This is a genomic window from Amycolatopsis sp. NPDC114484, assembly GCF_055633755.1.
Window position 1 is genome coordinate 612,661 of sequence record NZ_JBVKDQ010000002.1, and the last position, 13,118, is coordinate 625,778.

Annotated in this window: 12 protein-coding genes; 7 read left to right on the forward strand and 5 right to left on the reverse strand. The window is 70.0% G+C overall.

What is annotated here, in order from left to right; all coding sequences use genetic code 11:
* Window positions 1–35: 35 nt before the first annotated feature.
* Window positions 36–680 (forward strand): cysteine hydrolase family protein, encoded by a 645-nt coding sequence (locus ACZ7SW_RS08865; protein ID WP_470229805.1) that lies wholly within the window; start codon window positions 36–38, stop codon window positions 678–680.
* On the opposite strand, the gene ACZ7SW_RS08870 is transcribed toward ACZ7SW_RS08865, so the two are convergent.
* A complete protein-coding gene (locus tag ACZ7SW_RS08870; RefSeq protein WP_470229806.1) occupies window positions 677–1,840 on the reverse strand; it encodes an FAD-dependent monooxygenase in 1,164 nt (387 codons plus the stop codon). The genes ACZ7SW_RS08865 and ACZ7SW_RS08870 overlap by 4 nt on opposite strands.
* 69 nt (window positions 1,841–1,909) lie before the next feature.
* Between ACZ7SW_RS08870 and ACZ7SW_RS08875 the strand changes: the two genes are divergently transcribed.
* The gene (locus ACZ7SW_RS08875; protein WP_470229807.1) at window positions 1,910–2,473 is read left to right on the forward strand and encodes a TetR family transcriptional regulator; all 564 of its coding nucleotides are present in this window, start codon (window positions 1,910–1,912) and stop codon (window positions 2,471–2,473) included.
* A gap of 21 nt (window positions 2,474–2,494) precedes the next feature.
* On the opposite strand, the gene ACZ7SW_RS08880 is transcribed toward ACZ7SW_RS08875, so the two are convergent.
* Entirely contained in the window at window positions 2,495–3,160 is a 666-nt protein-coding gene (locus ACZ7SW_RS08880; RefSeq protein ID WP_470229808.1) for a phosphonatase-like hydrolase, read from the reverse strand.
* A gap of 8 nt (window positions 3,161–3,168) precedes the next feature.
* Window positions 3,169–4,158: a phosphotransacetylase gene (locus ACZ7SW_RS08885; protein WP_470229809.1), complete on the reverse strand. Its 990-nt coding sequence runs from the start codon at window positions 4,156–4,158 to the stop codon at window positions 3,169–3,171.
* A 204-nt stretch (window positions 4,159–4,362) separates the two neighbouring features.
* Here ACZ7SW_RS08885 and ald point away from each other — a divergent pair, with 204 nt between their 5' ends.
* From ald to ACZ7SW_RS08910, 5 genes are all read left to right on the forward strand, one after another.
* Window positions 4,363–5,478, forward strand: coding sequence for an alanine dehydrogenase (gene ald / locus ACZ7SW_RS08890; RefSeq protein WP_470229810.1), 1,116 nt, complete (start codon window positions 4,363–4,365; stop codon window positions 5,476–5,478).
* A gap of 93 nt (window positions 5,479–5,571) precedes the next feature.
* Entirely contained in the window at window positions 5,572–7,035 is a 1,464-nt protein-coding gene (gene pdxR / locus ACZ7SW_RS08895) for a MocR-like pyridoxine biosynthesis transcription factor PdxR (RefSeq protein ID WP_470229811.1), read from the forward strand.
* Between the two features lie 129 nt (window positions 7,036–7,164).
* Window positions 7,165–8,829 carry an amidohydrolase gene (locus tag ACZ7SW_RS08900; protein WP_470229812.1) on the forward strand — a complete coding sequence of 555 codons (1,665 nt, stop codon included), beginning with the start codon at window positions 7,165–7,167 and terminating at the stop codon, window positions 8,827–8,829.
* Window positions 8,826–9,065 carry a DUF3311 domain-containing protein gene (locus ACZ7SW_RS08905; protein ID WP_470229813.1) on the forward strand — a complete coding sequence of 80 codons (240 nt, stop codon included), beginning with the start codon at window positions 8,826–8,828 and terminating at the stop codon, window positions 9,063–9,065. The genes ACZ7SW_RS08900 and ACZ7SW_RS08905 overlap by 4 nt, the downstream gene beginning before the upstream one ends.
* Window positions 9,059–10,495, forward strand: a complete 1,437-nt coding sequence (locus ACZ7SW_RS08910; protein WP_470229814.1) for a sodium:solute symporter family protein — start codon at window positions 9,059–9,061, stop codon at window positions 10,493–10,495. The genes ACZ7SW_RS08905 and ACZ7SW_RS08910 overlap by 7 nt, the downstream gene beginning before the upstream one ends.
* Here ACZ7SW_RS08910 and ACZ7SW_RS08915 read toward each other — a convergent pair.
* Complete coding sequence (locus ACZ7SW_RS08915; protein WP_470229815.1) at window positions 10,492–12,171, reverse strand: cobaltochelatase CobT-related protein; 1,680 nt, start codon at window positions 12,169–12,171, stop codon at window positions 10,492–10,494. The genes ACZ7SW_RS08910 and ACZ7SW_RS08915 overlap by 4 nt on opposite strands.
* Window positions 12,168–13,112 carry an AAA family ATPase gene (locus ACZ7SW_RS08920; RefSeq protein ID WP_470229816.1) on the reverse strand — a complete coding sequence of 315 codons (945 nt, stop codon included), beginning with the start codon at window positions 13,110–13,112 and terminating at the stop codon, window positions 12,168–12,170. The genes ACZ7SW_RS08915 and ACZ7SW_RS08920 overlap by 4 nt, the downstream gene beginning before the upstream one ends.
* Window positions 13,113–13,118: the final 6 nt, after the last annotated feature.

The window sequence follows — 13,118 nt, forward strand, 5'->3', positions numbered from 1 at the left end:
TGATACTTCATGGACCTCCGCGGAGGGAGCGTTCCATGGGTTACCGCTTGTCCACCGTCGATCCGGCCCGCACCGCGCTGGTCGTCATCGACCTGCAGCACGACTTCCTGGCTCCGGGCGCCCCGCTGGAATCCCCGGCCGGACGCGCGATGATCCCCGTCCTCAACGACACCGTCCGGTTCTGCCGCGACGCCGGCGTCGCGGTGTTCTTCACCGCGCACGTCCACCGTCCCGACGGCTCCGACATGGGCCGGTTCGCCGATCTGTACCCGCCGATCGCCCAAGGCCAAGCCCTCATCGAAGGAACCCCCGGCGCCGCTTTGTACTCCGAAGTGGACCGCCGTCCCGACGAACCGCTGATCCCCAAACACCGCTACAGCGCCTTCTACGGCACCGATTTCGAAATGCAGCTCCGCGGACGAGGCGTGGACACTCTGATCGCCACCGGAGTCACCACCGGGGACTGCGTCCACGCCACCATCCGCGACGCGATGTTCCGCGACTTCCGCACGGCGGTCCTCTCCGACGCGTGCGCCACCTACGACCACCCCGACCTGGGCCACGGCGCGATGTCCGCCGCCGAGGTGCACGCCGCCACGCTGGTCGTCCTCGCCCAGTCCACCGCGGACGTCCTGACCAGCGCCGAATTCAAAGCCCTCGCGGAAAAGGGATCCGCCTAACCGCGCCCCGCCGCCGCCAACGCGTCATGGCCATGGATCCACTCCACCGTCTCCCCGATCCGCCCCAGCGCCGCATCCCTCGCGTCCGCCGCCGGACCGTCCGGCAAATGCAAGAGCGCGTTCGCCACCCAGGAACTCCGCTGAACCGCCCGAGTCCGCGGCCGCCGCAGCTTCTCGTATCGGGCCAGTGCCGCGTCACGGGAATCCCGCGCCAGGCACTCCGCGAGCGTCACGGCGTCCTCGATCGTCTGGTTCGCGCCCTGCCCGTGGTGCGGCAGCATCGCGTGCGCGGCGTCGCCGAGGAGCACTACCCCGCCGCGATGCCAGCGGTTGAGCGGATGCTGGGCGAACAACCCCCACCGCTGATACAACGTCGTCGCACCGACCATCTCGCGCACCGCCGGATGCCAGCCCTCGAAGGCTGACTCGATGCGCTCCCGGGGAATGTCCTCCGTCCACGACGCACCTTCCCAAGCGCGCGGTTCGTCCAGCACCGCAAGGAAATTCACCACCGACCCGTCGCCGATCGCGTAGTGCAGCAGATGCCCGCCCGGTCCCAGCCAGAACTGCATCGCCCCCGCGTCCGGCAGCGACGGCAGCCGCTCCACCGGCACCAGCCCGCGAAACGCGCTCGAACCCGAGTACCGGGCGAGCGGCGCGCCGTCCACCCGCGCGCGAACCGTCGAATGCACGCCGTCCGCGCCCACCACCACCTCAGCGGTTTCGCTGGCCCCGTCCGCGAATTCGAGCCGATACCGCGATCCGTCCGAGACCACTCCGGTCACCTGCCGTCCAAGATGGACATTCCCGCACGCGGCAGCCAGGATCCGCTGCAGATCCGCCCGGTGCACCCCGAAATACGGCCCGGCGAAGCGTTTTTCGTAGCCGTCCCCGATCGGATGCGCGACCACCCGCCGCCCGTCCCGCCAATGCCGGTAGACCAGCTCCGTCGGCACCGCGGAACACGCCGCCAGCTCGTCCCGCAACCCGAGCCGCTCCAGCACCCGGGACCCGTTGGCGGCCAGCGCCACCGCCGCCCCGACCTCCCGCAGTTCGGGCGACCGCTCGTACACCTCCGCCCCGATCCCGCGCTGCCGCAACGCGAGCGCGAAAGTCAGCCCGCCGATCCCGCCGCCGACGATCGCCACCTTGCCCGCCATCCGCCCCTCCTCCGCCTTGTACCGATCGGTACATGGACCGTACGGCGTACCGATCGGTACAGTCAAGGGGTGGACTCCGGAACCGGCCGCCGCGCCGAACTCCTGCAGCAAGCCGTCGGCTACCTCGCGACGCACGGCATCGCGGACCTGTCGCTCGCCCCGATGGGCGAAGCGCTGGGGACGAGCAAGCGCATGCTGCTGTACTACTTCGGCAGCCGGGAAAACCTGATCACCGAAGCGATCGCCGCGAGCCGCCCGGACGTCACCGAACTCTTCCGCTCCGTGCACGACGAAGAGTCCCTCGCCGCCGCCGCGCACGCCCTGTGGCAAGCGATCACCCGAGGCCGCCAGCAACGGCCGATCCACATCCTGTTCCAGGTGCTGGCTTTGGCCCCGACGCAACCGGAGCGGTACCTGGAAGTCGCCCGGGAAACGATCACCGCGATGGTGGACCCGCTGGTGCCGGTGTACCGGAAACTGGGCTACGCCGAACCGGACGCGGCCGCGCGGGCGAGTCTGCTGATCTCGGGCCTGAGGGGGCTGTGCCTGGACCGGATCGTCACTGGGGACGAGGAGAGGATCGAGATCGCGGCTCGGGCGTTGATCGCTACCGCGGTGGCTCCGCCCGCCTGACTGCAGCGAGGCCTCGCATTTCTACCGCTCAAGAACCGCCGGCAACTCAGCCACCGACCCCAGCACATGCGTAGCCCCATGCGCCCGCAACGTCGCCTCGTCATGCGCCCCGGTCAGCACCCCAGCCGCCACCGAGGCCCCCGCTCGTCGTCCGGTCAGCATGTCGAATCCGGTATCCCCCGCCACCGCGACCGCGCGCACATCGGTGATCCCCAACCGCAGCACCGCAGTCAGCACCATGTCCGGGAACGGCCTCCCCCGGCCACCAGCATCCGACGGACACACCACCAGATCCGCCAGCTCCGTCCACCCGAGCCGCCGCAGCAGCGCATCGCGAGTGACCGCCGAGAACCCCGTGCTCAGGCAAACCCGGCGCCCCTGCGCACGCAACTTGTCGATCGCTTCCTCCGCACCAGGAAGCGGCGCCGCAACCTCAATAGCCTGCTCAGCAAACGCAGTCTCGAACACCCGATTCGCCTTCTCCGCAACCCCCTCCGCAGGAAACAGCGCCCGGAAGACCTCGATCTTCGACTGCCCCATCGTGTCGCGAACGTAGGCGTCCACGTCTCCCCGCTCCGGCGAGTCCGCAGGCACCCCGACCGCCTCCAACGCCGCCGAAAACGCTGCCTCGACAGCACCATCGTCACGGACCGTCGTGCCAGCCATGTCCAGCACGACCAGCTCCACACCTCGCGTCATCGGACCCCCTCCACTTCCCGCCCGGTCACCGCGTGCACCGCGCTGATCAAGGCCATCGTCTCGATGTCGGCCGCGCTGCAACCGCGCGAAAGGTCGTGCAGAGGCGCTGCGACGCCTTGCAGAATCGGCCCCAGCGCGGTCGCTCCGCCCAGCCGTTCGGCGATCTTGTAAGCGATGTTCCCCGCGTCGAGATTGGGGAACACCAACACATTCGCCCGCCCGGCGACAGTCGACGACGGCGCCTTAGCCACCCCGACGGCATCCACGACAGCAGCGTCGAATTGCAATTCGCCGTCGACATCCACGCCAGGCAACCGTTCCCGCACCAGCGAAGTGGCCTGCCGAACCTTGTCCACCGCCGAATGCTTAGCGCTGCCTTGGGTGCTGAACGACAGCATCGCCACGACCGGCTCGGTTCCGGTCAGCGCGCGGTGCGTCGACGCCGCGCCGACGGCGATGTCGGCCAGCGCGTCCGCATCCGGCTCCGGCACCACCGCGCAGTCGGCGAAAGTGAGCGACCGGCCGTCCTGCAACAGCATCAGGAAACAACTGCTCAAAGTCCGCACGCCGGAAGCGAGGCCGACGATCCGCAGCCCGGCCCGGAGGACATCGGACGTCGGCCGCGTCGCACCGGCGAGGCACGCGTCCACCCGGCCGAGCGCGAGAAGCGCGGCGGAGAGGGCGACGGGATCGTCGCGAACTGTCTCCGCCCGGCCGGGAAACGCCGTCGCCAGCCGCGCGAGGACAGCGTCGTCGGCCGCCAGCTCAGCAGTGTCCAGAAAAGGCGGTACCGAAAAACCAAGCTCTGCCGCGACAGAAGCGATCTCCGCCGAAGACCCGACCAGCACCGGTTCGATCTCGCCGCGGTCGACCAGGCGCGCAGCCGCGGTGACGGCACGCGGGTCGGCGCCGTCGGCGAGCGCGATCCGCGGGCGGGCATCGCCGACGCGCTCCCGCCAGGTCTCGGCCAGAGGGGCCATGGTCATCTCGCAAACTCCCTCGCGGACGGCAGTGCTCCCCGTGAGGATGGCGAGCGCTGGCCCCAAGGGACAGAGCCAGAACAGTCCCCGATGACAGGTCCAGAAGCCCCGCGTCCTGGACCCGCCGACCGAGCGGTTTCTGGCACTTTCGCGGTGGCCAGTCCTCCCGCACTCTCGGTCGGACCACACACGGCAGATGGGAGCAGGGCGATGAAGATCGGTGTGCCTCGCGAGGTCAAGAACCACGAATACCGGGTGGCGGCGACGCCGGCCGGAGTACACGAGTTCACCTCGGCCGGCCACGAGGTCTTCGTGGAGCGCGGCGCGGGCGAGGGCTCGTCCATCCGAGACGAGGACTACGCCGCGGCCGGCGCGAAGCTGCTCGACCACGCGGACGACGTCTGGGGCACCGCGGACATGGTGCTGAAGGTCAAGGAGCCGGTCGCCGAGGAGTACCACCGGCTGCGCTCGGACCAGCTGCTCTTCACCTACCTGCACCTCGCCGCGAGCGAGCCCTGCACCAAGGCCCTGCTCGACGCGGGCACCACGTCGGTGGCCTACGAAACCGTCCAGCTGCCGAACGGCTCCCTTCCCCTGCTGTTCCCGATGAGCGAGGTGGCCGGGCGGCTGGCCCCGCAGGTCGGCGCGCAGACGTTGATGCGCGTCAACGGCGGGCGCGGCGTGCTGATCGGCGGCGTCTCCGGGGTTCCGCCGGCCCGCGTGGTCGTGCTGGGCGCGGGCGTCGCCGGGATGAACGCGGTCGCCGTCGCGGCCGGGACCTGGGGCGACGTCGTGCTGTTCGACAAGAACGTCGACAAGCTCCGCGCCGCCGACCGGATGTACCAGGGCCGCATCCGCACCGCCGCCGCCAACTCGTACGCGATCGAGCAGGCGGTACTGGAAGCCGACCTGGTGATCGGCGCGGTGCTCGTCCCCGGCGCGAAGGCCCCGAGCCTGGTCTCCAACGAGACGGTCTCCCGGATGAAGCCGGGCAGCGTGCTGGTGGACATCTCGATCGACCAGGGCGGCTGCTTCGAGGACTCGCGCCCGACGACCCACGCCGACCCGACCTTCCGGGTGCACGAATCGGTGTTCTACTGCGTGGCCAACATGCCCGGCGCGGTCCCGCACACCTCCACGCACGCGCTCACCAACGTCACGCTCCCCTACGCGCTGGAGATCGCGAACAAGGGCCTGCGCACCGCCGTGCAGGACACGCCCGAGCTCCGCGGCGGCGTGAACACGGTCGACGGCAAGCTGACGTACGAGCCGGTGGCCACGGCGCACGGCCTCCCGGTCACCGACGTCGCCGACGCGCTGGCCTGAGCCTCGTCGGCGTGGCGCGGGGTGGGAAAACCGGCCACTGCGAGTTACGTTTCAGCCCACCCCGCTGCACGCCGGCCACTTGGGAGAGCGCACTTGCCACGCACGTTGATCGAGATCGACCGCTCGTCGGACGAACCGCTGTACCGCCAGGTCCGGCGAGCGATCGAGCACGGGATCGCCATCGGCACGTTCGACCCGGCCCGCCGGCTGCCCAGCTCGCGGGAACTGGCCGTCGAACTGGGCGTTTCCCGGAACACGATCAACCTCGCCTACCAGGAGCTGGTCGCCGAGGGCTACGTGGAAAGCCGCGAGCGCAGCGGATTGTTCGTCAACGGCGAGATGCGCCCGCACTGCGCCGTCGAGGCACGGGACACCGAATCGCGCATCGACTGGGCCGGCCGCGTCCGCCGGTTCCCGGACGCCGGCGTCGCCCACATCGAGAAACGCACCGACTGGGCGAGCTATCCGTACCCGTTCCTCGCCGGGCAGGTCGACATCACCGCGTTCCCGGCGCGGTCCTGGACGCGCTGTCTCCGCGACGCCCTCTACCGGCCGCACGTGTTCCATAGCCTGCAGGACAGCGTCGGTTCTGACGACCCGATGCTGGTCGAAATGGTGTGCCGCCAACTGCTGACCACGCGGGGCATCGAAGCCGATCCGGACGAAGTGCTGATCACCGTCGGCTCGCAGCAGGGCCTCGACCTGCTCGGCCGCGTGCTGCTCGGCCCGGACCAGGTCGTGGCCATCGAAAACCCCGGCTACCTCGACGCCCGGCACATCTTCCTCCGCACCGGCGCCCGCGTGGCCGGAATCGACGTCGACTCCCGGGGCCTGCGACCACCGGAGTCGCTGGACGGCGTCGACCTTCTCTACCTCACCCCGAGCCACCAGCACCCGACCAACGCGACACTCAGCATCGGCCGCCGCCGCCAGCTCCTCGCCCAGGCCGCGGCTTCCGGCACGGTCGTCGTAGAAGACGACTACGACAGCGAATTCCGCTACCAGGGCAGCCCCACCCCGGCGCTGAAGGCACTCGACAACACCGGCGACGCTGTCTACCTCGGCACGTTCTCCAAGTTCCTCTCCCCCGGGCTCCGCCTCGGCTACCTGGTCGGCCCGCGCGAGCTGGTGCGCGCGCTGCGAGAGGCCCGCCGGTACGTCCTGCGCCACCCGCCCGGCCAGCTGCAACGGGCGCTGGCGCTGCTCATCGAAAGCGGCGAGTACCACCGCTCCCTGCGCCGCTACCGCACGAAACTGATGCGAAAATGGACCGCCACCTGCGCCGCGGTCACCGAATACCTGCCGTGGGCGCAAGGCCCGTACCCGCCCGGCGGCGTCAGCCTCTGGATGACCGGACCGGCCGGACTGGACTGCCGGGTCCTGGTGGAGCGCGCGGAGGAACTGGGAATCCTCATCGAACCCGGCGACATCTTCTTCCTCGGCGAAGACCCGCCGCGCAACCACTTCCGCATCGGCTTCTCCGCCACCCCGCCGTCGGCGATCGACCCCGGGATCCGGCTGCTCGGCGACGTCTGCCGGGAGCTGCTGGACGCCTGACCGGCCCGGTGCCGGCCCGGTGCCGGCCCTGCGCTGGCACCACTCGCGCGCAGCTTTCTGGACCTGTTCGCGGGCCAGCTCCCCCGGCACTGTCTTGGGGGCAGGACACGTGGACAAGGAGGTCCCATCGTGGGCGAACCCGCGGTATCCGCTCGTCCGGCTCCCGACCTGGTGGTGCTCGGGGGCACGGTGCTCACCCTGGACCGAGGCGGGACGCGCGCGTCCGCGCTCGCCGCCCGCGACGGCCGGATCACCGCGGTCGGCGACGACCGCGCGATCGCCGCCCTCGCCGGTCCCGAAACGACAGTGCTCGACCTGGCCGGCCGCACGGTCGTCCCGGGTTTCGTGGAGTCGCACAACCATCCGTCGTTCTTCGGGATGGCGCTGGCCGCCCCGGTCGACGCCGGAAGCCCGCCCAACGACCGGATCAGCGACATCGCCGGCCGCGTCCGGCAGGCCGCGCGCGATTTCGGCCCCGGCGAATGGATCAAGGGTTTCCGGTACGACGACACGCTTCTCGCCGACAACCGGCACCCCACCCGGCACGACCTGGACCCGGCCTCGCCGCGCAACCCGGTCCTGCTCACCCACGTGACCGGCCACTTCTCCGTGGCGAATTCCGCCGCGCTGCGAGCCGTCGGCATCACCGCCGCCACTCCCGACCCGCCCGGCGGCGTCATCGCCCGCGACGAACGCGGCGAACCGACCGGCCTCCTCATCGAGACCGCGGCCTTCCTCGTCAACTCCGCGATGCCCTCGCAAGGCCCCGACGAGCTGGCCAACGCGCTCCAGCTGGCCGACGCCGAGTACCTGCGCAACGGCGTGACTTCGGTGCACGACACCGGAATCGGCTTGATCGGCGGCGAACAGGAGCTCGCCGCGTACCGGATGCTGACCCGCGCCGGAAAACTGCGCACCCGCATCCACGGCTACCTCTTCCACACCCTCCTGCCGGGCCTCGCCGAAGGCACGCCTGAGTCGCCGGATCCGTCCAATCCGGACGGTTTCACCATGAACGGCATCAAGATCGTCGCCGACGGTTCGATCCAGGGCCGCACCGGCTGCCTGGCCGAGGGCTACACCTGCGACCCCGACGACCACGGCATGATGCTGCTCGAACCGGACGAGCTCTCCCGCCGCATCGCCGCGCTCGACGCCGCGGGCTGGCAGGTCGCCGTGCACGGCAACGGCGACGCGGCGATCGACGCCATCATCGACGGCTACGCCCGCCTCGGCGCGCCCGAGGGCACCGGACGCCGCCACCGGATCGAACACTGCCAGACGGCCCGCGAGGACCAGCTCGACAGGATGGCCGAAAACGACATCGCCGCGTCGTTCTTCATCAAGCACGTCTACTACTGGGGCGACCGGCACCGGGACGTCTTCCTCGGCCCGGAACGCGCCCGCCGGATCAGCCCGCTCGCGTCGGCGCGCTCCCGCGGAATCCACTTCGGACTCCACTCCGACACACCGGTCACGCCGGTGCCGCCGCTGGAGGGCATCTGGTGCGCCGTCGCCCGGCAAACGAGCAGCGGCCAGCTGCTGGGCCCGGAACAGGCGATCGACGTCGAAGCCGCGCTGCGCGGCTACACGATCGACGCGGCCTACCTGGCGGGCGAGGAAGAGAGCAAGGGCAGCCTCGAAATCGGCAAACTCGCGGATCTCATCGTGCTGTCCGAGGATCCGACCACAGTGGACCCGAACCGGATCCGCGACCTGACCGTCGACGCCACCGTGATCGGCGGACGGCTCGTCTGGCAACGCGATCCCGTGGCGACCGGAGGCGTCCGATGATCCGCAGCTGGCCGAGCCTGTGCATCGGGCTCGGCATCCCCGCGGTCGCGATCCTCGGCGGGATCCCGCTGGTGGCGGGCTCGCCCGCGACGGTCGCCGGGTTCCCGCTGGTGTTCTTCTGGATGTTCCTCTGCTTCCCGCTGACCACTCTGTGCCTGTGGATCAGCTGGCGCTTCTTCGACCGCCGGCACTACCCGGCCGACAAGCCCGCCGCGAAAGAGGACCAGAAATGCTGATTCTCATTGTCACCGTCGTCATGGGCCTGTCGATCCTGCTCGCGCTGTGGGCGGGCCGCTCGTCGCGCGGCGGCGGGATCTCGGAGTTCCTGGTCGGCGGCCGCTCGTTCCCGCCGTGGCTGCTGTACTTCCTGGCCGTCGGCGAGGTGTACAGCATCGGCACGATGATCGGCTTCCCGAGCGGGATCTACGCGCACGGCGCGAGCTACGGAATCTGGTTCCTCGGCTACATCCTGCTCGCCTATTCGCTGGGCTACTTCCTCGCCCCGCTGGTCTGGCGCGCGGCGCGCAAACACGACGCGATGACCGTCCCGGACGTCTTCGGCCGCCACTACGGCAGCCGGACGCTGGAGCTGATCACGTGCGTGACGATGCTGATCGCGCTCGTGCCGTGGGGCCAGTACCAGTTCATCGGCCTGCAGGTGGTGCTGAGCAACCTCGGGCTGAAACTCACGCCCGTGCAGTGCGTGCTGCTGGCCGGGATCATCGCGTTCGCCTACATCGCCGTGTCCGGCATCCGCTCCCCCGCGTTCGTGTCGATCCTCAAGGACGCGTTCATGCTGCTCGGGGTCGTGCTCGTCGGCCTCGCCGCGGTGCTGGTCGCAGGCGGGACCTCCGGGGTGACCGGGCCGGAGGCGCTGGCCAGGGCGCAAACCACGATGGGCGGCCAGGATCTGTGGTTCGCGATGACCACGATCCTGTTCCAGAGTGTGGTCTTCTACCTCGGTTTCGGCGGCGCGTACGTGTTCCCGGCGCGTTCGGAGCGGGCGGTGAAGAGTTCGACGGTGTGGATGCCGCTGTACATGCTGATCTACCCGTTCCTCGTCTTCGCCGCCTATTACGGGCTGAAACAGCACCCCGGGCTGAAGAACCCGAACACCGTGTTCATGGAGACGGCGAAAGGCCTTCTGCCGGAACCGGTTCTGGGTCTCGTGGCCGCCGGCGCCGCTTTGTCCGGAGTCCTGGTGCTGTCGGCGACGGCGTTGGCGATCGGCGGCATGGTCAGCCGGAACCTCGCCCCGAACGTCCGCCCCGCCGCGCAACGGCGCTGGACGGTCGTGGCGGTGGCGGTGTTCCTGGTGCTCGCCGCCGTGCTCACGCTGACCGCCTCGACGCTCATGCTCACCGTGCTGAACCTGACCTACAACCTGCTGGCCCAGGTCGTGCCGGGCTGGCTGGCGATCCTGTTCGCACGGCGGGTCCGCACCGCCGCGATCGCGACGGGCATGGTGGTCGGGGTGGTGACCGCGGTCGTCCTCTACGCCACCGGCGTCACGCTCGGCGGCCTCAACACCGGCCTGGTGTCGATGGGCGTGAACCTGGTGATCGTGTTCGGCTGGAGCCTGCTCGCACCTGGCAAGCGACGCTCTCCGATCGCTTGGGAGCCCAACGAACCGGCGGTCTCGCCGGTCGCTCAACCAGCCGGTTAGCGGCGCGCCATCAGATCGAGGATCTCGCGGAAGGCACGGAACCCCGTGCCTTCCGCGGCGTCCAGCGCCACGCTGCGGCGGTAGTACGCACTGAGATCGAGCCCGACCCCGATGCCGTACACCTCCGTCTCGCTCCGCTCCAGTCCGTCGGCCACCTGAACGAGATGGCGGTCGAGGTAACGCTCCTCATTGGCCAGTACAGTCGCGCCGTCCATCGGGCTTCCGTCCGACAACACGAAAACCAGCCGCCGACGAGCCTCGCACGCCCGTGCCCGTTCAGCCGCCCACGCCAACGCCTCGCCGTCGATGCCCTCGCGGAACAGATCGGCCTTCAGCAACGCCGCGACGTCCCGCCGAGCGCGCCGCCACGGGGTCGCAGCGTCCTTGAACACCAGATGCCGGCGCTCATTGAGCCGCCCCGGCTGTTCCGGCCGCCCGGCGCGCATCCAGTCCCGCCGGGCTCGGCCGCCGTGCCACGCACCCGTGGTGAAGCCGAGGATTTCGCAACTGGCACCGGCGAGATCGAGCGCGCGAGCGAAGAGATCGACCAGCACCGCAACGGTTTCCCGGTGCGCCTTCATCGAACCCGAGCAATCGATCAGGAACGTCACCAGCACGTCCGCGACCGGCTCCGTCCGCTCGACCCGGAACACCCGACGGTCCGCGGGCGTCGCGATCAACCGCGCGAGGGCCCGGCCGTCGATCTGGCCTTCTTCCTGCGCACCGTCCCACCCGGACCGCACCGGTTCCGCGAGCACCGCCGTGAGTTCCCGCGCGAGCCGAGCCACGTTGACGCCCTGCTTCGCCACCCGCGCGTCAAGCCGTTCGCGCAGTTCCCGCAGCAATTCCGGCCGCACCAACGGTCCCGCCCGATCCTCGCGGTCGTAAGCGGTGGTGAAAACCCGGTACTGCCCGGCCGCCACCGGTCCTTTGTGGTCACCGAGGCCCGCGATACCGCCTTCCTCACTGCCGGTTTCGTCGTCGAAATCCAGCAGCAAGGCGTACGCCGCAGTTTCTGCTTCGTCTTCCGGGTCTTCGGACTTCTTCGGCTCCAGCAACGCGGCGACCGCTTCGGCCAGCGCCCGCGCGTGCTCGGCGAACGCGGCCTGATCGGCCCGGTTCCGCCGAAGCCCGGCCAATTGCGCACCGACCATCGGCGCGATCGCCGCCCGCGTCGCCTCGATCAGATCCTCGGTTTCCTCCACGACCGGCTCGCCGGTGATCCGAGCCCGCGCCACCTGCGCCACGGTGTAAATCAACACGCCGCGCGCCGTCTCGGTCAGTCCATTGTGGTGCGCCGACAGCGACCACCGTTCGTGCCGTCGCCGCAAATTCGCCGTCACGCCCGGAAAACCGGCCGGGACCAGGGACTCCACCCGGAACTGCTCCAGCAGCTCGAACAGCAGCCGCTCGACGCCGCCGTCCGGCCGCAACCGCTGGTGCAGCTCCCGATCGGACCGGCTCAGGTGCAACGCCATCCCGTCCGCCGCGCCGCGAAAGGACGGCAAATCCTCGTCGTCGGCGCGCAAATGCGGGGCGGGCATCGGCACCGGACGGGCGCCGCGATGCAAGCGCCCGCCCCGGAAACGCGCGTCCGGCGACCCGCTGACCGCCCGGATCGCCGCCGCGGACAACTCCTCGACCTGCTGGCGCCGCCGGGTCTCGGGCGTGCTCACGCCGCGGCCAGCTCCTGGTCGAAGCAACGCTGGAAGCACTCGGCGACGACCGGACGTTCAGCCTCGTCGCATTTGTTGAGGAAGGTCAACCGGAACGCGAGCGCCGGATCGCCGAAGATCTCGCAGTTCTCCGCCCAGGTGATAACCGTGCGCGGAGACATCAGCGCGGACAGGTCACCCGCCCGGAACCCTTCGCGGGTCAGCCCGGCGACCGCCACCATCGCCTCGACCAACGGCCCGTCCATTCGCGGCACCCGCGCCCGCACGATCGCCGCTTCCTCTTCCGGCGCGAGGTAATCCAGCGCCGCGACGATGTTCCACCGGTCGATCTGCGCGTGGTTGAGCCGCTGCACCCCGTGGTAGAGGCCGTTGAGATTGCCCAGCCCCACGGTGTTGGCGGTGGCGAACAGCCGGAAACCCGGGTGCGGGCGCAGCACGGTGTTGCTGTCGATCAGGGTGAATTTGCCGTCCCGTTCGAGCAGCCGCTGGATGACGAACATGACGTCCGGCCGTCCCGCGTCGTACTCGTCGAGGATCAGCGCGGTCGGCCGCCGCAGCGACCACGGCAGGATCCCTTCGCGGAATTCGGTGACCTGCTTGCCTTCGCGCAGCACCACCGCGTCCTTGCCGACGAGGTCGAGCCTGCTGATGTGACCGTCGAGATTCACCCGCAGGCACGGCCAATTCAGCCGAGCCGCGACCTGTTCGATGTGCGTGGACTTGCCGGTGCCGTGCAATCCCTGCACGAGCACCCGCCGGTTGTGCGCGAACCCGGCCAGCAACGCGAGCGTCACGTCCGGGTTGAACCGGTAGGCCGGGTCGACCTCGGGCACGTGCTCGTCCGGTGCGGAAAAGCCCGGGACCACCAGGTTCGAATCGAGGCCGAACGCGTCGCGCACGGCGATCCGGGCGTCAGGACCGTTGCCGCTCAACGGGTTCATCGGGAG

Excerpts from the sequence above, each read along its gene's own strand:
- ACZ7SW_RS08865 (WP_470229805.1), top strand. The coding sequence starts at position 36 with ATGGGTTACCGCTTGTCCACCGTCGATCCGGCCCGCACCGCGCTGGTC.
- ACZ7SW_RS08885 (WP_470229809.1), bottom strand. The coding sequence starts at position 4,158 with ATGACCATGGCCCCTCTGGCCGAGACCTGGCGGGAGCGCGTCGGCGAT.
- ald (WP_470229810.1), top strand. The coding sequence starts at position 4,363 with ATGAAGATCGGTGTGCCTCGCGAGGTCAAGAACCACGAATACCGGGTG.
- ACZ7SW_RS08870 (WP_470229806.1), bottom strand. The coding sequence starts at position 1,840 with ATGGCGGGCAAGGTGGCGATCGTCGGCGGCGGGATCGGCGGGCTGACT.
- ACZ7SW_RS08910 (WP_470229814.1), top strand. The coding sequence starts at position 9,059 with ATGCTGATTCTCATTGTCACCGTCGTCATGGGCCTGTCGATCCTGCTC.
- ACZ7SW_RS08920 (WP_470229816.1), bottom strand. The coding sequence starts at position 13,112 with ATGAACCCGTTGAGCGGCAACGGTCCTGACGCCCGGATCGCCGTGCGC.
- ACZ7SW_RS08905 (WP_470229813.1), top strand. The coding sequence starts at position 8,826 with ATGATCCGCAGCTGGCCGAGCCTGTGCATCGGGCTCGGCATCCCCGCG.